Origin of the sequence: Lactobacillus sp. UMNPBX16 (assembly GCF_002553775.1) — a bacterium.
Taxonomy (GTDB): Bacteria; Bacillota; Bacilli; order Lactobacillales; family Lactobacillaceae; genus Lactobacillus; species Lactobacillus crispatus.
Map to the genome: position 1 here is coordinate 105,799 of NZ_PCYU01000027.1, position 16,004 is coordinate 121,802.

The following is a 16,004-nucleotide window of genomic DNA, read 5'->3' on the forward strand; positions in this document are numbered from 1 at the left end:
TAAATAAAATTAACGATTTCTCTTAGTACCCTTACGAGTACGAGCATTGTTCTTGGTATTTTGGCCACGAACTGGAAGTCCACGGCGGTGACGAATACCACGGTAAGAACCAATATCAACTAAACGCTTAATGTTCATGCTTACTTCACGACGTAAGTCACCTTCAACACGGTACTTGTCAACTTCAGCACGAAGCTTTTCTTGATCTTCTGGAGTTAAATCCTTTGAACGAATATCTTCAGATACTCCAGCATCAGCACAAATTTTCTTGGCAGTTGCTTCACCGATACCGTAAATGTAAGTTAAAGCGATAACGATTCTTTTATCTCTTGGTAAGTCAACACCAGCAATACGAGCCATAAACTACACCCCCTCTATTTCTAACCTTGACGTTGCTTGTGCTTTGGATTTGCTGAGCAAATTACCATCACACGGCCATGTCTCTTGATAACTTTACAATGTTCACACATTGGTTTAACAGATGGTCTAACCTTCATGTTTCCCTCCGTTATATTACTTTATAAACCGATACGTAATTCTACCTTTAGTTAAATCATATGGAGATAATTCCACAGTCACACGGTCTCCCGGCAAAATACGAATGTAGTGCATCCTAATTTTACCAGAAACGTGTGCTAAAATTGTGGCTCCATTTTCTAATTCAACTTTAAACATAGCATTAGGTAAGGTATCAACTACCTTACCTTCTACTTCAATGACATCATCTTTTGCCAAAGTTGTTCCTCCGCAATTAAACAGTCATATACTTTGAAATTATAACACGGATAAAAAATTATACAAATTTTTCTTCTATTGATTATTACTCAATACCGCATCAATATCTTCAAAGACTTTTTCTGGAGTTTGTTCACCATTAATTACAGTGAGCAAGCCTTTCTTCTGATAAAAGTCCTTCAAAGGTGCATTCATCTTTTCATTAACTTCAAGACGATTCTTAACAACTTCTGGTTTATCATCTTCACGTTGATAAAATTCATGGCCACCACAGCGATCACAAGTGCCCTCAACTTTTGGCTGCTTGGAAAGCTTGTTGTAAGTAGCTCCACAATTTTTACACATGTATCTTGCTGATAAACGCTTAATCAAAGTGTCTTCGTCAACTTCAAGCGCAATGACATTTGTTAAAGGTTTCTCCAAACGTTTTGTAATACCATCTAAAAGTTCTGCTTGTACAGTGGTTCTTGGAAAACCATCTAAGATAAAACCTTCTTTAATATCAGGTTGACTTAAACGTTCCTCAACCAACTTTGCAGTAACTTCATCGGGTACTAGATTACCCTTATCGATATAACTCTTAGCTTCAAGACCAACCTTCGTCTTGTTAGCCATTGCTTCCCTAAACATATCCCCAGTTGAAATATGAGTTAAGTGATATTTATCAACGATTCGCTCTGATGCTGTACCTTTACCAGCACCTGGTAACCCTAAAAGAATTAAGTTAATCATTTATCCGTTCCTATCTGATGAATCCAACATATTCTCTCTTCATTAACAAGCCGTTAATTTGACGAGATAACTCGAGAACAACCCCAATCACAATTAAAAGACTTGTTCCTCCTAAACCAATGGAACTTGGGAGATTCCAAAAGTTAGTAGCCAATTGAGGCAGTAAAGCAACTAAGCCCAAGAATAATGAACCTACTGTTGATAATTTCATCAACATCTTTGAAATATAATCCTGAGTATCTTTTCCTGGCCATACACTAGGAATATAAGCACCCTGCTTTTGTAAGTTTTCTGCTAGCTTCTCAGGGTTGACCTGTACGAAAGCGTAGAAGAATGTAAATAAGATAATTAAAAGAGTGTAGATAATTACCCCAGGAGTAGTTTGTAAGCTAAAGATTTGGTTCATTACTTTAAACCATTGTTGATCGCCCTGGGTTCTTTGAAAGGCCATTAAAATCGTTGCCGGTGTAACAATAAATGAACTGGCAAAAATAACCGGAATAACTCCAGATACATTAACCTTTAATGGTAGAAAACTTTCAGAACCACTCATCGTCGCTCTTCTCGTATATTGAATTGGAATACGACGATCAGCTTGTTCAACCCATGTAACAAATTGAGTTACGATAAGGATTGCAACTATAACCGCGATGAAGAACAAAATGCCTTGCCAACGATCACTAGCACTATTATTAATAATTTCTTCCTTATAAATTTGCCATAGACCACTTGGTAGTCTTGCAATAATACCAGCAAAAATAATTACTGAGATACCATTACCTAGACCCTTATCAGTGATTTCATCACCCAACCATGTTAATAACATAGTTCCAGCAGTCATAACAATAGCAATTTCTATATAAGTCTGTGGTGTTTGATTCTTTACCAAACCCATTTGAGTTAAAGCGTTAAAGCCTAACGTAATACCAATACTCTGGATAAAAGCAACAACTAATGCTAAATATCTAGTTACTTGATTTGTTTTACGTCGACCTACTTCACCTTGTTTTCCCCATTCTACTAACGTAGGAACAATATCCATCTGTAGCAGCTGGATAACAATCTGAGCCGTAATATAAGGAGAAACACCCAAAGAAAATATTGAATAGTTATCTAGTCCACCACCAGATACAGTATCCAGCATTGGAACTAAACCAGTTTGCGCAACCTGCGTGATCGCCTTCGCATTAACACCGGGAACGGTAATGTTTGCACCGATCCGATACAGCAAAAGAATAAAGAGCGTGAAATAGAGCTTATTTCTAATTTCTTTATCTTTGAAGGCGTTCTTCAAGGTCGAAAACATTAGATCACCTCAACAGTTCCGCCAGCGGCTTCAACTGCTTGCTTAGCAGATGCGGAAACTTTATTAACCTTTACAGTTAACTTAACTTTTAATTCGCCCTTGCCAAGTAACTTAACACCTGACAATTCTTTCTTTACTAAGCCATTATCTTTAAGTGATTCTACAGTTACTTCACTGCCGTCTTCGAACTTGTTTAAATCATCTAAGTTTACAATTGCATATTCCTTGCGGTTAATGTTCTTAAAACCACGCTTAGGCATAGTTCTGAATAATGGCATTTGACCACCTTCAAAACCTAAACGAGTATGACCGCCTTGACGAGCTAATTGACCCTTTTGACCACGGCCTGAAGTTTTACCGTAACCACTTGAAGTACCACGACCAACACGTTTTCTATTGCGACGTGAGCCTTCAGCAGAATGTAATTCATGAAGCTTCATTAATTTGGCACCTCCTTGATATTCTATTTGTTAATCTCTTCAACAGAGATTAAGTGAGCAATCTTTAATAATGCACCACGAGTAGCAGCGTTGTCTGGAAGAACAACAGTACTATCCACTCTACCTAAACCAAGAGCTTTAACGATCTTTCTTTGTTGAGGTAGACGGTGAGCAACACTTCTAATTAAAGTAATCTTTAAATCAGTCATCTATGATCTCCCTAATCTTAAGCTCTTTCAGGTTGACGAAGTTTTGCAACTTCTTCACTAGTTCTAAGCTTCTTCAAACCATCGATAGTTGCACGAACAACGTTAATTGGAGTGTTTGAACCAAGTGACTTTGAAGTTACGTCTGAGATACCAGCCATATCCATAACGATACGTACGGCACCACCAGCAGCAACACCAGAACCAGCTTCAGCAGGTTTCAATAAAATGTTACCTGAACCGTAGTGACCAATAACTTCATGAGGAATAGTAGTACCAACTTTAGGTACATTGATCATTTTCTTCTTACCGTCTTCTACAGCCTTACGGATTGCTTCTGGGACTTCTTGAGCTTTACCAGTACCAAAACCTACACGGCCTTTCTTGTCGCCAACAACAACAAGAGCAGCAAATCTCATGCGACGGCCACCTTTAACAACCTTAGTAATACGGTTGACAGCGACTAATTGATCTTCGATATCGTCTTTGTTTCTGCGATTGTTACGAGAATCATTGCGGTTTGCCATGTGTTAATTCTCCTTTCCTAGAAATCTAATCCGTTTTCACGAGCAGCATCAGCTAATGCTTGAACACGGCCGTGGTATAAGTAACCACTTCTGTCGAATACAACAGTAGAAATGTTCTTTGCCTTTGCAGCTTCAGCAATTGCCTTACCTACAGCAGCAGCTTGTTCTACTTTAGTTGCATCTGATACATTTTCATCCAAAGTTGAGGCGCTTGCAAGCGTAACACCCGCTACGTCATCAATTAATTGAGCGTAGATGTTTTTATTTGAACGAAAAATGCTTAAGCGTGGGCGCTCAGCAGTACCAGAAATTTTTCCACGAATACGTCTATGACGCTTTAAGCGTAACTTGTTTTTATCTGGTTTAGAAATCACAATTTCACCTCAAAAATAACTACTTATTACTTACCAGTCTTACCTTCCTTGCGACGTACGTATTCATCAACATAACGAATACCTTTACCCTTATAAGGTTCTGGTGGACGTACGGCACGGATTTCAGCTGCAAATTGACCAACATCTTGCTTTGAAACACCTTCAACTTCTACATCAGTTGCTGAAGTTGCCTTTACAGAAACACCTTCTGGTGCAGTCAATACAACTGGGTGTGAATAACCAACATTTAAAGTAATCTTGTTGCCTTGTGCTTGTGCACGGTAACCAACACCGATTAACTTCAAAGTCTTCTTATAACCGTCAACTACACCTTCGATCATTGAAGCTAAGTTAGCTCTTTCAGTACCGTGAAGTGCTTTGTCGCTTTCGCTTGAACGTGAAAAGTTAATTTCACCATCTTTTTGTTCAAACTTAATCTTTGGATCGAAGTATCTAGTTAATTCACCCTTTGGGCCCTTAACAGTAATATTGTCGCCTTCCTTGGTAACAGTGACACTGTCAGGGACTTCAATAGTCTTTAAACCGATTCGGCTCATTGATTGTTCTCCTTTCTGTCAGTATTACCAAATGTAGGCAATTACTTCGCCGCCAACGTTCTTTTGTCTTGCTTCCTTGTCGGTAATAACACCAGCAGAAGTAGAAACGATGGCAATGCCTAAGCCATTAAGAACTTTAGGTAAGTCTTCAGCGCCAACGTAGTTTCTAAGACCTGGCTTAGAAATACGCTTCAAACCTGAGATAACACGTTCTCCATTTGGACCATATTTCAAGAATACCTTGATAACGCCTTGCTTGTTATCATCTGCAACTTCGTAATCACGGATGAAGCCTTCACGTTTCAAAATTTCTGAAATAGACTTTTTAATGTTTGATGCAGGAATTTCAACTGAATCGTGTTTTGCCATGTTGGCATTTCTGATTCTAGTCAAGTAATCTGCGATTGGATCTGTCATGACCATTTAAGCTATCCTCCTAACCGTATACTACCAACTAGCCTTTTTAAGACCAGGGATTTGACCCTTGTGTGCTAATTCCTTTAAGCAAATACGGCATAACCCGAATTTACGGTATACGGAGTGTGGACGACCACATCTCTCGCAACGTGTATATTCGCGTGAAGAGAACTTAGCAGGACGACGATTTTTGATTTTTTGTGATGTTTTAGCCATTAATGTCCTCCACTATCTTGCAAACGGCATACCAAATTGAGTCAAAAGTTCACGAGCTTCTTCATCAGTGTTGGCAGTAGTTACGATAACAATATCTAAACCTCTAGTGCGGTTTACCTTATCAAAATCGATTTCTGGGAAAATCAATTGTTCTTTAATACCTAAAGTGTAGTTACCACGACCATCAAATGAACGAGTTGATACACCACGGAAGTCACGAACACGTGGAAGAGAAACATTGATTAACTTGTACAAGAAATCGTACATTCTGTCGCCTCTAAGAGTTACCTTAGCACCGATAGACATACCTTCACGTAAACGGAAGTTAGCGATTGATTTCTTGGCCTTAGTGATTAATGGCTTTTGACCTGAGATCAAAGTTAATTCTTCAACTGCTTCATCTAAGTTCTTGGCGTTAGAAACTGCATCACCAACACCCATGTTTAAAACAATCTTGTCGATCTTAGGTACTTGCATAGATGACTTGTAGTTAAACTTTTCTTCTAATGCAGGAGCTACCTTTTCGTTGTATTCCTTAGCTAAATAACTTGCCATGTGTGTCCTCCCTTCTACTTATCTTCTTTTTTACTACTAATTACTTTAACGTTTGATGCGTGAATTGAACCTTCTGATTCAACTACACCACCATTAGCATTGCTTTGTGAAGGCTTTTGGTGCTTCTTAATCTTGTTAACGCCCTTAACCACTACACGGTTTTTCTTAACGTTAACAGAAAGAACAGTACCTTCTTTACCTTTATCTTTTCCGGCAATAACTTTTACTTTGTCACCAGTTTTAACGAACATCAGTGCACCTCACTATCAATTATAAGACTTCAGGAGCAAGAGAGACGATCTTCATAAAGTCGTTCTCACGTAACTCACGTGCAACTGGCCCAAAGATACGAGTACCACGTGGGCTCTTGTCTGCGTTGATAATTACGCCAGCATTTTCGTCGAACTTGATGTATGAACCATCTTCACGACGTGCACCTGATTTAGTTCTAACAATAACAGCTTTTACAACGTCGCCTTTTTTGACAACGCCACCTGGTGTTGCTTGTTTAACAGTACATACTACGATGTCACCAATGTTACCGGTCTTACGCTTTGAACCACCTAAGACTCTAATAACTAAAAGTTCTCTGGCACCAGAGTTATCAGCAACCTTTAAACGGGATTCGTTTTGAATCACTGTGTAATCCTCCCCTCACTAAATCCGCAAATTAAACAGATTTCTTAACAATCTTTACTAAACGGAAGCGCTTCTTACGAGATAATGGACGGGTTTCCATGATACGTACAGTATCGCCAACTTTAGCTTCGTTATTTTCGTCTTGTGCGTAGTACTTCTTTGAATATCTAATACGCTTGTTGTAAACAGGGTGGTTCTTGTAAGTGTCAACAACTACAACGATAGTCTTGTCCATCTTATCAGAAACTACACGACCTTGGTATACGTGACGACGATTTCTTTCGTTTGTTTCGCTCAAGTTAATAGCTCCCTTCCATTAATTGTTTTCTAACGCTTTTTCGCTCAGAATAGTCTTGATTCTGGCGATATTCTTGCGGACTTTGCTCAAGCGAGCGGTATTTTCTAATTGACCCGTTGCTTGTTGGAAACGCAAATTGAAGAGTTCTTCTTTGTATTGCTTTTCTTTTTCTAACATTTCATCAGTGGTTAATGCTCTGATATCTTTAGCCTTCATTAGATTCGCCACCTACTTCCGAACTTCTAGTTACAAACTTAGTCTTAATTGGTAACTTAGTTGAAGCAAGACGTAAAGCTTCACGAGCAGTTGCTTCATCAACACCACCAATTTCGAACATAATCTTTTCTCTCTTAACTACAGCTACCCAACCTGCTGGTGCACCTTTACCTGAACCCATACGTACACCAACACCTTTAGCAGTGTATGACTTTTGAGGGAAAATTCTGATCCAAACCTTACCGCCACGTTTCATGTAACGAGTCATAGCAACACGAGCTGCTTCGATTTGACGGTTAGTAATCCAATGTGATTCGAGGGCTTCAAGACCATATTCACCAAAGGCAATATATTTACCACCCTTAGCAGCACCACGCATCTTACCACGGAATTCACGACGGTGTTTTACTCGCTTTGGTACTAAAGGCATTATCTATTTCCTCCCTTCGCTGGCTTTGAAGCTGGCTTATTCTTACGAGTAGGTAAGATTTCGCCACGGTTGATCCAAACTTGAACACCAATTTCACCATAAGTAGTGAAGGCATTTACCCAAGCGTAATCAATATCAGCTCTCAAAGTTTGTAATGGAACACGACCTTCTGTGTGCCATTCTCTTCTTGCCATATCGGCACCGTTCAAACGACCTGAAGTTTGAACCTTAATACCCTTGGCACCAGCACGCATAGCTCTTTGAGTAGCTTGACGCATAGCACGTCTGAAAGCAATACGAGCTTCAAGTTGACGAGCAATACTATCTGCTACTAACTTAGCATCAAGATCTGGTTTCTTAATTTCAACAATATTAATGTGAACTTGCTTACCAGTTAAAGCATTTAATTGTTTTCTCAAAGCTTCAACTTCAGAACCACCTTTACCAATTACCATACCTGGCTTAGCAGTATGAATTGAAATGTTGATTCTGTTAGCTGCACGTTCAATTTCAACAGTAGATACTGAGGCATCCTTCAACTTTTCTGAAATAAATTTTCTGATTTGAAGGTCTTCATTTAAAGTTTCTTTGTATCCCTTGTCAGCATACCATTTTGATTCCCAATCACGGATAACACCGAGACGAAAACCGTTTGGGTTAATCTTTTGACCCATTAATATACCTCCCTTAATCGTTCTTTTCTGAAACTACTACAACTACGTGACTGGTTCTCTTGTTAATTGGAGAAGCCATACCCTTAGCACGTGGGCGGAATCTCTTCAAAGTTGCACCTTCATTTACATAAGCTTCTGATACGTAAAGGTTTGCACTTTCAAGATCGTAGTTATGTTCTGCGTTAGCAATAGCTGAACGCAAAACTTTTTCAACGATTGGGGAAGCAGCTCTAGGCGTAAATTCCAAGATTGCTAATGCTTCAGCAACGCTCTTGCCACGAATTAAGTCAACGACTAAACGAGCTTTTCTTGGAGCGATGCGAACAGTTCTTGCTTCAGCCTTAGCTGAACTAATTTGTTCTGCCATTTAGATGTTTCTCCTTCCTCTAAGCTTGTGTTGTGGCTTTATCATCAGTGGATTTGTGTCCGTGGAAAGTTCTTGTTGGAACAAATTCACCTAACTTATGACCAACCATGTCTTCAGTTACATATACTGGGACATGTTTTCTACCATCGTAAACAGCTATAGTCAAACCTACAAAGGAAGGGAAAATAGTTGAACGACGTGACCAAGTCTTAATAACTTGCTTCTTATCTGCATCTGCTTGTGCATCAACCTTCTTTAACAATGATGCATCAGCAAAAGGACCTTTTTTAATACTACGGCTCATTAATTAACCCTCCTTCTACTACTTGCTACCTTTACGGTGACGAATGATTAACTTCTCGCTGGCCTTCTTGGTATCTCTAGTCTTAATACCACGTGCCTTCTTACCCCATGGAGTCATAGGTTGAGGACGACCAACTGGAGCCTTACCTTCACCACCACCATGTGGGTGATCGTTAGGGTTCATTACAGAACCACGTGATTGTGGACGCTTGCCCAACCAACGCTTACGACCAGCTTTACCTAATTGAATCAATGAGTGTTGTTCATTACCAACAGTACCGATAGTTGCACGGCATGATGACAAAATCTTACGAACTTCACCACTTTGTAATCTTACTAAAGTGTAATCACCATCAGCACCTAAAACTTGAGCTGAAGCACCAGCACTTCTTACGAGTTGGCCACCCTTGCCTGGCTTTAATTCGATATTGTGAATTGAAGTACCAGTTGGGATATTCTTTAATTCCAAAGCGTTACCTGGCTTAATGTCAACTGAATCACCTGATTCAACTACATCGCCAACTTTTAAGCCCTTAGGAGCTAAGATGTAAGCTTTGATACCATCAGTGTAGTGAAGCAAAGCAATGTTAGCAGTTCTGTTTGGATCGTATTCGATAGCCTTTACAACTGCCTTTGCGTTGTCCTTGTTACGCTTAAAGTCGATGATACGGTATTTTTGTTTGTGACCACCACCACGGTGTCTTACAGTGATATGACCATATGAGTTACGACCTGCAGTATGTGATTGAGATTCAAGCAAAGTCTTTTCAGGCTTTGTCTTAGTGATCTCAGCAAAGTCGGAAGAAGTCATATGACGACGACCATTCGTGGTTGGCTTGTAAATCTTAATAGCCAATTGACTGACCTCCTATTACTTGTTGTCTTCTGTGTTATCGTCTTGGAAAATCTTGATGTCGTTTGAATCGTTAGTTAAAGTAACGATAGCCTTTCTACGACGAGCGGTCTTACCAGTGTAACGACCTACTCGCTTGTCCTTGCCGCGAACGTTCATAATGTTTACGTTCTTAACTTTAACATCGAAGATTTCTTCAACAGCATTGCGAACTTGTGTCTTGGTTGCAGTTAAAAGCACGTCGAATGTGTACTTCTTATCATCCATTAAGTTCGTGGACTTTTCAGTAATGACAGGTCTTAAAATGATATCGCGTGCGTCCATTAAGCCAAAACCTCCTCGATCTTCTTAACAGCATCTTGATCTAAGATCAACTTGCCATAGTTAACAGCATCTTCAACGTTTAAGCCATTAGCTGGAACAGCCTTAACCTTAGCTAAGTTTCTTGCGGAAAGTTGTACATTGTTATCATCTGAAACAATTAAAACCTTACCATCAACATTTAAGCTGTTTAACATTGATACTAAATCTTTAGTCTTAGGTGCTGACATAGTCAACTTATCTAAAACGATCAAATCCTTATCAATCATCTTTTGGGAAAGAACTGACTTAATAGCCAAACGACGTTGCTTTCTTGGCATCGTGTATGCGTATGAACGAGGTGTTGGGCCAAATACTGTACCACCACCACGCCATTGTGGAGATCTGATAGAACCTTGACGAGCACGACCAGTACCCTTTTGTCTCCAAGGCTTCTTACCACCGCCGCGAACAGCAGATCTATTCTTAACCTTTGAGGTACCTTGACGCTTGCCGGCTCTTTGTCTAATAATTGCTTCAAAAACGACACTTTCATTTGGTTCAATACCAAAAACCTTATCGTTTAAAGTAACTTCACCAGAGTCTTTACCGTTTTGATCCATAACTTTTAAATTAGCCATTCTAGTCCTCCTTCCTATTTATCAGCCTTTACAGCTTTAGAAGCAGTTTTAACAACGATTAATGAGTTCTTAGCACCTGGGACGTTACCCTTAATCATCAATACGTTCTTGTCTGCAACAACTTTTTCAATTACTAAGTTTTCAATGGTAACTTTCTTCACACCCATGTGACCTGGCAAACGCTTGCCCTTTGGTACACGGTTAATGATGGAACCCATTGAACCAGGAATTCTGTGGTATCTTGAACCGTGAGTTTCTGGTCCTCTTGATTGGCCCCAACGCTTGATGTTACCTTGGTATCCATGACCTCTTGAAGTACCAGTAACGTTTACAACGTCACCTTCCTTAAATGTATCCACAGTAACTTCTGAGCCAACTTCATAGTCCTTAAGCTCAACACCGCGGATTTCCCGAATGAAGCGCTTAGGCGAAGTCTTTGCTTTATCAGCATGACCTTTTTCTGGTTTGTTGCTCAAAACTTCACGCTTGTCTTGGTAACCTAATTGAACTGCTTCGTAACCGTCTGATTCAACAGTTTTAACTTGCATAACAACGTTAGGAGTTGCTTCAACAACAGTTACAGGAACAAGGACACCATCTTTAGTAAAGATTTGAGTCATACCAACTTTTCTTCCTAAGATTCCTTTGGTCATGTTTACACCTCTTTCTATTTAAATTACAGTTTAATTTCGATGTCTACACCGCTTGGAAGATCAAGCTTCATTAATGAATCAACAGTCTTTGGTGTTGGATTCAAAATATCGATTAAACGCTTGTGAGTGCGCATTTCGAATTGTTCACGTGAGTCCTTGTTCTTGTGTGGTGAACGAAGAACTGTGAATAAAGTTCTTTCTGTTGGAAGAGGAACTGGACCTGAAATTTCAGCACCAGTTCTCTTTGCAGTAGCTACGATCTTAGCAGCTGATTCATCGAGAATACCATGTTCGTAAGACTTAAGTCTAATACGAATTGTTTGACTTGCCATTAAATTACCTCCTTAACGTCTTCTTTAAAAGATGACTCGCTCGGCAAAAATTCCCCGCACGCCACTGTGGCAATGCAGCCTGGCGTGCCGCAACCTTTTGCGTCAACGCTTTACAACGATTTTCACACTTAAGGGCACACTGTCCCATAAGCACAAAGACTATTGTACTTTGTCCCTCCTTAAATATCAAGGGTTTACGACTTTTTTCTTAAATTTATTTACAAAAAAAGAGTTATCAAAATAAAAATGATAACTCTTTTTTATATGAAATTGTTTTCAATTAAGTTAACTGCATTAATCAGTTCTTAACGGAAGCTATTCAGCATCTCCGCCGCGCTTCTTAATGATGTCAGCTTGAATTGATTTAGGTGTTGGTGAGTAGTGATCAAATACCATAGTAAATGTACCACGACCTTGAGTTGATGAACGCAAAGTAGTTGCGTAACCAAACATTTCTGAAAGTGGAACAAATGAGTTAATGATCTTAGCACCGGCTCTGTCTTCCATACCTTCCATGGTACCACGACGAGCAGTGATTGAACCCATAACGTCACCTAAGTATTCTTCTGGAGTAGTTACTTGAACCTTCATAATTGGTTCCAAGATAACCGCGCCGGCCTTTGAAGCAGCGTTCTTCAAAGCAAGTGAAGCAGCAACCTTGAAGGCAGCTTCTGATGAGTCGACTTCGTGGTAACTACCATCGTAAAGCTTAGCCTTAACGTCGATCAATGGGTAACCTGCAAGAACACCATTCTTCATAGCCTCTTGTAAACCTTGGTCAACTGAAGGAATGAATTCACGAGGAACAACACCACCAACGATGGCATCTTCGAATTCGTAACCCTTACCTTCTTCGTTAGGAGTAAAGTCAATCCAAACGTCACCGTATTGACCCTTACCACCTGATTGACGAACAAACTTACCTTGTGCTTTAGCTTCCTTGGTGAAGGTTTCACGGTAAGCAACTTGTGGTTCACCAATCTTAGCATCAACGTTAAATTCACGTCTCATACGTTCAACCATGATGTCAAGGTGAAGTTCACCCATACCTGAAATCAAGGTTTGACCAGTTTCTGGGTTAGTTTCAGCACGGAAAGTTGGGTCTTCTTCAGTAAGCTTTTGCAAAGCAACGTCCATCTTATCACGGTCAGCCTTTGACTTAGGTTCAACTGATACTTGGATAACTGGATCTGGAACTTTCAAGCTTTCCAAAATAAGTGGGTGATCTGGGTCAGTTAATGAGTCACCAGTAGTGGTGTTCTTCAAACCGATGGCACCAGCGATATCACCTGAGAATACTTCTGGAATTTCAGTTCTTGAGTTAGCGTGCATTTGAAGCAAACGACCTACACGTTCACGACTGTTCTTTGAAGCGTTCAATACGTATGAACCTGATTCAAGAGAACCGGTGTAAACACGGATGAAAGTCAAACGACCTACGAATGGGTCAGTAGCGATCTTGAATGCAAGAGCTGCAAATGGCTTCTTATCGTCAGCCATAAGTTCAACTTCATCACCAGTCTTAGGATTGTGAGCAACGTAAGGCTTAACGTCAAGTGGTGATGGCAAGTAGTCAATAACACCGTCAAGCATCATTTGAACACCCTTGTTCTTGAATGCTGAACCAGCATATACTGGGAAGAATTCCAAGTTCAAAGTAGCTTTACGGATAGCTGCCTTTAATTCATCGTTAGAAATTTCTTCACCGCCAAGGAATTTTTCCATGATGCCGTCATCAACATCGGCTACGGCTTCAATTAAGTCGTTACGACGTGCTTCAGCTTCTTCCTTGTATTCGTCAGGAACTGGAACAGTATCCCACTTAGAACCAAGCTTGTCTTCGTCGTAGATGTCGGCAACCATGTTGATTAAGTCGATAACACCTTCAAAAGTGTCAGCTGAACCAATTGGCATTTGAACAGCATGGGCATTAGCGTTTAAACGTTCGTGCAATGACTTAACTGACTTATCGAAGTCAGCACCGATCTTATCCATCTTGTTAACGAAAACAATACGAGGAACACCGTAAGTTTCAGCTTGACGCCATACGTTTTCAGTTTGTGGTTCAACACCAGCTTGGGCATCAAGAACAGTTACGGCACCATCAAGAACACGAAGTGAACGTTCTACTTCGATAGTGAAGTCAACGTGTCCTGGGGTGTCGATGATGTTAATTCTGTGGTCTTTCCATTGTGCAGTAGTAGCTGCAGAAGTAATGGTGATACCACGTTCCTTTTCTTCATCCATCCAGTCCATTTGTGAATCACCTTCGTGAGTTTCACCAATTTTGTGGATCTTACCAGTGTAGTAAAGGATACGTTCAGTAGTAGTAGTCTTACCCGCATCGATGTGGGCCATAATACCAATGTTACGTGTCTTTGCTAATGGAAATTCACGCTTGTTAGCCATAAATTATTCTCTCCTTAAATTAAAACGAACAAATTAGAAGCGGTAGTGTGCAAATGCACGGTTAGCTTCAGCCATACGGTGAACATCTTCACGCTTCTTAACTGCTGAACCAGTGTTGTTTGAAGCATCGATAATTTCGTTAGCTAAACGTTCATCCATAGTGTGTTCGTTACGTAAACGAGCGTATGAAACAAGCCATCTTAAACCTAAAGTAGTTCTTCTTTCAGGACGTACTTCAACTGGGATTTGGTAGTTTGAACCACCGATACGACGAGCTCTAACTTCCAAAACTGGCATAACGTTGTTCATAGCTTCTTCAAATACATCAAGTGGTTCCTTACCAGTCTTGTCTTGAACAATGTTGAAAGCATCGTAAAGGATTGAAGATGCCTTAGCTCTCTTACCATCGACCATTAAGTGGTTGATCAACTTAGTAACAAGCTTTGAGTTGTAAACTGGATCTGCTAAAACGTCTCTCTTAGTTACGTGACCTTTTCTAGGCATTATTTAACTCCTCCTTTAATCTTTCTTAGCACCGTACTTAGAACGGCTTTGCTTTCTGCCATCAACACCAGCAGTATCAAGGGCACCACGAACGATGTGGTAACGTACACCAGGAAGGTCCTTTACACGACCACCACGGATTAATACAACTGAGTGTTCTTGCAAGTTGTGGCCTTCACCTGGAATGTAAGCAGTAACTTCGATCAAGTTTGAAAGACGAACACGAGCGTACTTACGTAAAGCTGAGTTAGGCTTCTTTGGAGTCATAGTACCAACACGAGTTGCAACACCACGCATTTGTGGAGCTGGGTTGAATACTGATTCCTTCTTCATACTGTTGTAGCTGTAATTCAAAGCAGGTGACTTTGACTTAGTGACCTTTGAATGACGGCCTTTTCTTACCAATTGATTAATGGTTGGCATTAATTTTTCCTCCTAAAATACTATTTTGTTCACACATCCGGGAGTTTCTTTTTTACTCACGAATAGACTGTTCAAAACATACAAAGACTATTGTACTCGGTTTTAAGCAGAAAGCAAACTTTTTCAAAATAAAAAAAGAAAAATCGGCTATTTTTGCGTAATAAATAGTGGAGGTGTTTTTTTGAAATACTTATTTATTTTTACTAACTTTATAATTGGAAGTTGCTTGGCTTCTCACGCAGCAGTAGTTTACGAGCACTGGAATGATAAAAATTTTATTTACTCACGTTCTCAGTGCAACAACTGTCACCTTGAATTATCAATTTTGGATGAAATTCCATTATTATCTTATCTTTTTCTTCAAGGAAAATGTCGTTATTGTTATCAACAAATTCCAGTTGAATTATTTTTATTTGAATTAATTGGCGGCTTTGCCTTTTGTTTACTCGATTTTAGTAAGACACAGGACATTATTACCGCTATTTTGCTTTTTTCGCTTTTAGTCGTTGCAATCTTTGATTATCAAAAGCAAGAATTTGATCTTCTCCTACTAATTCCAGCCATTAGCGTTGCGATTTTATTCAACCAATTTGCAGCTTTTACATTAATCGACTGGATCTCTTTTACATTATTGCTAGGAATTTTTAGCTATAGCATAATGCAAAGAAAAATGGGGCTAGGCGATTTATTAATTTACTTAATTATCGCTTGCTACTTCACCCCATCATTTGCCAATTTAGTTTTTCTATTTGCTTCAATCTTGGTAATTGCAATTTTTCTTATTGAAAAAACTCCTATTAACCATCGCTATCCATTTATTCCATATATTTTCCTAGGATTAGTACTAACCCAATTAATTTTTTAGACAAAAAATAAGCATTCCCGCTCTTAAAAGAT

General features: G+C 39.6%; 30 protein-coding genes. 1 reads left to right on the top strand and 29 read right to left on the bottom strand.

Annotation, left to right across the window (positions count from 1 at the left end):
* Nucleotides 1–9 precede the first annotated feature (9 nt).
* The 29 genes from rpsM to rpsL all read right to left on the bottom strand — a co-directional run bounded on the left by rpsM (nucleotide 10) and on the right by rpsL (nucleotide 15,107).
* Nucleotides 10–360 carry a 30S ribosomal protein S13 gene (gene rpsM / locus CP367_RS07120; RefSeq protein WP_005724162.1) on the bottom strand — a complete coding sequence of 117 codons (351 nt, stop codon included), beginning with the start codon at nucleotides 358–360 and terminating at the stop codon, nucleotides 10–12.
* A gap of 20 nt (nucleotides 361–380) precedes the next feature.
* Nucleotides 381–497: a 50S ribosomal protein L36 gene (rpmJ, locus tag CP367_RS07125; protein ID WP_005721621.1), complete on the bottom strand. Its 117-nt coding sequence runs from the start codon at nucleotides 495–497 to the stop codon at nucleotides 381–383.
* Between the two features lie 16 nt (nucleotides 498–513).
* Entirely contained in the window at nucleotides 514–735 is a 222-nt protein-coding gene (infA, locus tag CP367_RS07130) for a translation initiation factor IF-1 (RefSeq protein WP_002878178.1), read from the bottom strand.
* A gap of 75 nt (nucleotides 736–810) precedes the next feature.
* Nucleotides 811–1,467 carry an adenylate kinase gene (locus tag CP367_RS07135; protein WP_005720355.1) on the bottom strand — a complete coding sequence of 219 codons (657 nt, stop codon included), beginning with the start codon at nucleotides 1,465–1,467 and terminating at the stop codon, nucleotides 811–813.
* Between the two features lie 10 nt (nucleotides 1,468–1,477).
* Complete coding sequence (gene secY, locus CP367_RS07140) at nucleotides 1,478–2,773, bottom strand: preprotein translocase subunit SecY (protein WP_005720354.1); 1,296 nt, start codon at nucleotides 2,771–2,773, stop codon at nucleotides 1,478–1,480.
* Nucleotides 2,773–3,213: a 50S ribosomal protein L15 gene (rplO, locus tag CP367_RS07145; protein ID WP_005720352.1), complete on the bottom strand. Its 441-nt coding sequence runs from the start codon at nucleotides 3,211–3,213 to the stop codon at nucleotides 2,773–2,775. The genes secY and rplO overlap by 1 nt, the downstream gene beginning before the upstream one ends.
* Before the next feature lie 23 nt (nucleotides 3,214–3,236).
* Nucleotides 3,237–3,422: a 50S ribosomal protein L30 gene (gene rpmD, locus CP367_RS07150; protein WP_005720351.1), complete on the bottom strand. Its 186-nt coding sequence runs from the start codon at nucleotides 3,420–3,422 to the stop codon at nucleotides 3,237–3,239.
* A 17-nt stretch (nucleotides 3,423–3,439) separates the two neighbouring features.
* Complete coding sequence (gene rpsE / locus CP367_RS07155; protein ID WP_005720350.1) at nucleotides 3,440–3,946, bottom strand: 30S ribosomal protein S5; 507 nt, start codon at nucleotides 3,944–3,946, stop codon at nucleotides 3,440–3,442.
* Between the two features lie 17 nt (nucleotides 3,947–3,963).
* Nucleotides 3,964–4,320: a 50S ribosomal protein L18 gene (rplR, locus tag CP367_RS07160; RefSeq protein ID WP_005724156.1), complete on the bottom strand. Its 357-nt coding sequence runs from the start codon at nucleotides 4,318–4,320 to the stop codon at nucleotides 3,964–3,966.
* 26 nt (nucleotides 4,321–4,346) lie between these two features.
* Nucleotides 4,347–4,877: a 50S ribosomal protein L6 gene (gene rplF, locus CP367_RS07165; protein ID WP_005720348.1), complete on the bottom strand. Its 531-nt coding sequence runs from the start codon at nucleotides 4,875–4,877 to the stop codon at nucleotides 4,347–4,349.
* Nucleotides 4,878–4,901: 24 nt separating this feature from the next.
* Complete coding sequence (rpsH, locus tag CP367_RS07170; protein ID WP_005720347.1) at nucleotides 4,902–5,300, bottom strand: 30S ribosomal protein S8; 399 nt, start codon at nucleotides 5,298–5,300, stop codon at nucleotides 4,902–4,904.
* A gap of 24 nt (nucleotides 5,301–5,324) precedes the next feature.
* Nucleotides 5,325–5,510, bottom strand: coding sequence for a type Z 30S ribosomal protein S14 (locus CP367_RS07175; protein WP_013085815.1), 186 nt, complete (start codon nucleotides 5,508–5,510; stop codon nucleotides 5,325–5,327).
* A 12-nt stretch (nucleotides 5,511–5,522) separates the two neighbouring features.
* Nucleotides 5,523–6,065: a 50S ribosomal protein L5 gene (rplE, locus tag CP367_RS07180; RefSeq protein WP_005720346.1), complete on the bottom strand. Its 543-nt coding sequence runs from the start codon at nucleotides 6,063–6,065 to the stop codon at nucleotides 5,523–5,525.
* Nucleotides 6,066–6,079: 14 nt separating this feature from the next.
* The gene (rplX, locus tag CP367_RS07185) at nucleotides 6,080–6,316 is read right to left on the bottom strand and encodes a 50S ribosomal protein L24 (protein WP_005720345.1); all 237 of its coding nucleotides are present in this window, start codon (nucleotides 6,314–6,316) and stop codon (nucleotides 6,080–6,082) included.
* Between the two features lie 19 nt (nucleotides 6,317–6,335).
* Nucleotides 6,336–6,704, bottom strand: coding sequence for a 50S ribosomal protein L14 (rplN, locus tag CP367_RS07190; protein WP_003549034.1), 369 nt, complete (start codon nucleotides 6,702–6,704; stop codon nucleotides 6,336–6,338).
* 31 nt (nucleotides 6,705–6,735) lie between these two features.
* Nucleotides 6,736–7,002 (bottom strand): 30S ribosomal protein S17, encoded by a 267-nt coding sequence (gene rpsQ / locus CP367_RS07195; protein ID WP_005721626.1) that lies wholly within the window; start codon nucleotides 7,000–7,002, stop codon nucleotides 6,736–6,738.
* Between the two features lie 18 nt (nucleotides 7,003–7,020).
* A complete protein-coding gene (rpmC, locus tag CP367_RS07200) occupies nucleotides 7,021–7,218 on the bottom strand; it encodes a 50S ribosomal protein L29 (protein ID WP_003549032.1) in 198 nt (65 codons plus the stop codon).
* The gene (rplP, locus tag CP367_RS07205) at nucleotides 7,208–7,648 is read right to left on the bottom strand and encodes a 50S ribosomal protein L16 (protein ID WP_003625792.1); all 441 of its coding nucleotides are present in this window, start codon (nucleotides 7,646–7,648) and stop codon (nucleotides 7,208–7,210) included. Before rplP ends, rpmC begins: the two co-directional genes overlap by 11 nt.
* A complete protein-coding gene (gene rpsC / locus CP367_RS07210; RefSeq protein WP_005720341.1) occupies nucleotides 7,648–8,322 on the bottom strand; it encodes a 30S ribosomal protein S3 in 675 nt (224 codons plus the stop codon). Before rpsC ends, rplP begins: the two co-directional genes overlap by 1 nt.
* A 13-nt stretch (nucleotides 8,323–8,335) precedes the next feature.
* The gene (gene rplV, locus CP367_RS07215) at nucleotides 8,336–8,689 is read right to left on the bottom strand and encodes a 50S ribosomal protein L22 (RefSeq protein WP_003625788.1); all 354 of its coding nucleotides are present in this window, start codon (nucleotides 8,687–8,689) and stop codon (nucleotides 8,336–8,338) included.
* A 19-nt stretch (nucleotides 8,690–8,708) separates the two neighbouring features.
* A complete protein-coding gene (rpsS, locus tag CP367_RS07220; RefSeq protein WP_005720340.1) occupies nucleotides 8,709–8,993 on the bottom strand; it encodes a 30S ribosomal protein S19 in 285 nt (94 codons plus the stop codon).
* An 18-nt stretch (nucleotides 8,994–9,011) separates the two neighbouring features.
* Nucleotides 9,012–9,848: a 50S ribosomal protein L2 gene (gene rplB / locus CP367_RS07225; protein WP_005721628.1), complete on the bottom strand. Its 837-nt coding sequence runs from the start codon at nucleotides 9,846–9,848 to the stop codon at nucleotides 9,012–9,014.
* Nucleotides 9,849–9,863: 15 nt separating this feature from the next.
* Entirely contained in the window at nucleotides 9,864–10,169 is a 306-nt protein-coding gene (gene rplW / locus CP367_RS07230) for a 50S ribosomal protein L23 (RefSeq protein WP_005720338.1), read from the bottom strand.
* On the bottom strand, nucleotides 10,169–10,786 hold the full coding sequence (gene rplD, locus CP367_RS07235; protein ID WP_089147635.1) for a 50S ribosomal protein L4: 618 nt from the start codon (nucleotides 10,784–10,786) through the stop codon (nucleotides 10,169–10,171). The genes rplW and rplD overlap by 1 nt, the downstream gene beginning before the upstream one ends.
* Nucleotides 10,787–10,800: 14 nt before the next feature.
* Nucleotides 10,801–11,439 (bottom strand): 50S ribosomal protein L3, encoded by a 639-nt coding sequence (rplC, locus tag CP367_RS07240; RefSeq protein ID WP_005720335.1) that lies wholly within the window; start codon nucleotides 11,437–11,439, stop codon nucleotides 10,801–10,803.
* A 23-nt stretch (nucleotides 11,440–11,462) separates the two neighbouring features.
* Entirely contained in the window at nucleotides 11,463–11,771 is a 309-nt protein-coding gene (gene rpsJ, locus CP367_RS07245; RefSeq protein ID WP_003549023.1) for a 30S ribosomal protein S10, read from the bottom strand.
* A 315-nt stretch (nucleotides 11,772–12,086) separates the two neighbouring features.
* Nucleotides 12,087–14,180, bottom strand: a complete 2,094-nt coding sequence (fusA, locus tag CP367_RS07250; protein ID WP_098043535.1) for an elongation factor G — start codon at nucleotides 14,178–14,180, stop codon at nucleotides 12,087–12,089.
* 33 nt (nucleotides 14,181–14,213) lie between these two features.
* Nucleotides 14,214–14,684: a 30S ribosomal protein S7 gene (rpsG, locus tag CP367_RS07255; RefSeq protein WP_005720329.1), complete on the bottom strand. Its 471-nt coding sequence runs from the start codon at nucleotides 14,682–14,684 to the stop codon at nucleotides 14,214–14,216.
* Between the two features lie 15 nt (nucleotides 14,685–14,699).
* Complete coding sequence (gene rpsL / locus CP367_RS07260) at nucleotides 14,700–15,107, bottom strand: 30S ribosomal protein S12 (protein ID WP_013437127.1); 408 nt, start codon at nucleotides 15,105–15,107, stop codon at nucleotides 14,700–14,702.
* Between the two features lie 181 nt (nucleotides 15,108–15,288).
* Between rpsL and CP367_RS07265 the strand changes: the two genes are divergently transcribed.
* Entirely contained in the window at nucleotides 15,289–15,972 is a 684-nt protein-coding gene (locus tag CP367_RS07265) for an A24 family peptidase (RefSeq protein WP_061204424.1), read from the top strand.
* Nucleotides 15,973–16,004: the final 32 nt, after the last annotated feature.

Coding starts and splice junctions, on each gene's coding strand:
- rpsM (WP_005724162.1), bottom strand. CDS start 360: ATGGCTCGTATTGCTGGTGTTGACTTACCAAGAGATAAAAGAATCGTT.
- rpmJ (WP_005721621.1), bottom strand. CDS start 497: ATGAAGGTTAGACCATCTGTTAAACCAATGTGTGAACATTGTAAAGTT.
- CP367_RS07135 (WP_005720355.1), bottom strand. CDS start 1,467: ATGATTAACTTAATTCTTTTAGGGTTACCAGGTGCTGGTAAAGGTACA.
- secY (WP_005720354.1), bottom strand. CDS start 2,773: ATGTTTTCGACCTTGAAGAACGCCTTCAAAGATAAAGAAATTAGAAAT.
- rplO (WP_005720352.1), bottom strand. CDS start 3,213: ATGAAGCTTCATGAATTACATTCTGCTGAAGGCTCACGTCGCAATAGA.
- rpmD (WP_005720351.1), bottom strand. CDS start 3,422: ATGACTGATTTAAAGATTACTTTAATTAGAAGTGTTGCTCACCGTCTA.
- rpsE (WP_005720350.1), bottom strand. CDS start 3,946: ATGGCAAACCGCAATGATTCTCGTAACAATCGCAGAAACAAAGACGAT.
- rplF (WP_005720348.1), bottom strand. CDS start 4,877: ATGAGCCGAATCGGTTTAAAGACTATTGAAGTCCCTGACAGTGTCACT.
- rpsH (WP_005720347.1), bottom strand. CDS start 5,300: ATGGTCATGACAGATCCAATCGCAGATTACTTGACTAGAATCAGAAAT.
- CP367_RS07175 (WP_013085815.1), bottom strand. CDS start 5,510: ATGGCTAAAACATCACAAAAAATCAAAAATCGTCGTCCTGCTAAGTTC.
- rplE (WP_005720346.1), bottom strand. CDS start 6,065: ATGGCAAGTTATTTAGCTAAGGAATACAACGAAAAGGTAGCTCCTGCA.
- rplX (WP_005720345.1), bottom strand. CDS start 6,316: ATGTTCGTTAAAACTGGTGACAAAGTAAAAGTTATTGCCGGAAAAGAT.
- rpmC (WP_003549032.1), bottom strand. CDS start 7,218: ATGAAGGCTAAAGATATCAGAGCATTAACCACTGATGAAATGTTAGAA.
- rplP (WP_003625792.1), bottom strand. CDS start 7,648: ATGCCTTTAGTACCAAAGCGAGTAAAACACCGTCGTGAATTCCGTGGT.
- rpsC (WP_005720341.1), bottom strand. CDS start 8,322: ATGGGTCAAAAGATTAACCCAAACGGTTTTCGTCTCGGTGTTATCCGT.
- rplV (WP_003625788.1), bottom strand. CDS start 8,689: ATGGCAGAACAAATTAGTTCAGCTAAGGCTGAAGCAAGAACTGTTCGC.
- rpsS (WP_005720340.1), bottom strand. CDS start 8,993: ATGAGCCGTAGTATTAAAAAAGGTCCTTTTGCTGATGCATCATTGTTA.
- rplW (WP_005720338.1), bottom strand. CDS start 10,169: ATGGACGCACGCGATATCATTTTAAGACCTGTCATTACTGAAAAGTCC.
- rplD (WP_089147635.1), bottom strand. CDS start 10,786: ATGGCTAATTTAAAAGTTATGGATCAAAACGGTAAAGACTCTGGTGAA.
- rplC (WP_005720335.1), bottom strand. CDS start 11,439: ATGACCAAAGGAATCTTAGGAAGAAAAGTTGGTATGACTCAAATCTTT.
- rpsJ (WP_003549023.1), bottom strand. CDS start 11,771: ATGGCAAGTCAAACAATTCGTATTAGACTTAAGTCTTACGAACATGGT.
- fusA (WP_098043535.1), bottom strand. CDS start 14,180: ATGGCTAACAAGCGTGAATTTCCATTAGCAAAGACACGTAACATTGGT.
- rpsG (WP_005720329.1), bottom strand. CDS start 14,684: ATGCCTAGAAAAGGTCACGTAACTAAGAGAGACGTTTTAGCAGATCCA.
- rpsL (WP_013437127.1), bottom strand. CDS start 15,107: ATGCCAACCATTAATCAATTGGTAAGAAAAGGCCGTCATTCAAAGGTC.